The sequence below is a fragment of the Pseudomonas sp. 31 R 17 genome (genome assembly GCF_900004915.1).
Lineage (GTDB): Bacteria > Pseudomonadota > Gammaproteobacteria > Pseudomonadales > Pseudomonadaceae > Aquipseudomonas > Aquipseudomonas orientalis_A.
The window spans coordinates 76,563-76,804 of record NZ_CVTN01000054.1; positions in this window are offsets into that span (position 1 = coordinate 76,563).

Sequence of the window (242 nt, forward strand, 5' to 3'; positions counted from 1 at the left end):
AGCGAGCTTGCTCGCGAAAAACTCACAGGCGCCGCGTTGATTCAGGAAGCACGCGTTATCGTTGACGTTTTTCGCGAGCAAGCTCGCTCCTACACAAAGCAGCCGCGCCCCCCGTAACCACGATGCGAAGCGAGCCGCTCTTGATCTGGCTTTTGATCTCAGGCGCCCCGTTAAACCACGCTGGCCGAACGCAGGCTTGAATCCGTGGGTAACCCGGCAGGACGCCGGGTTAGCCGCACTGG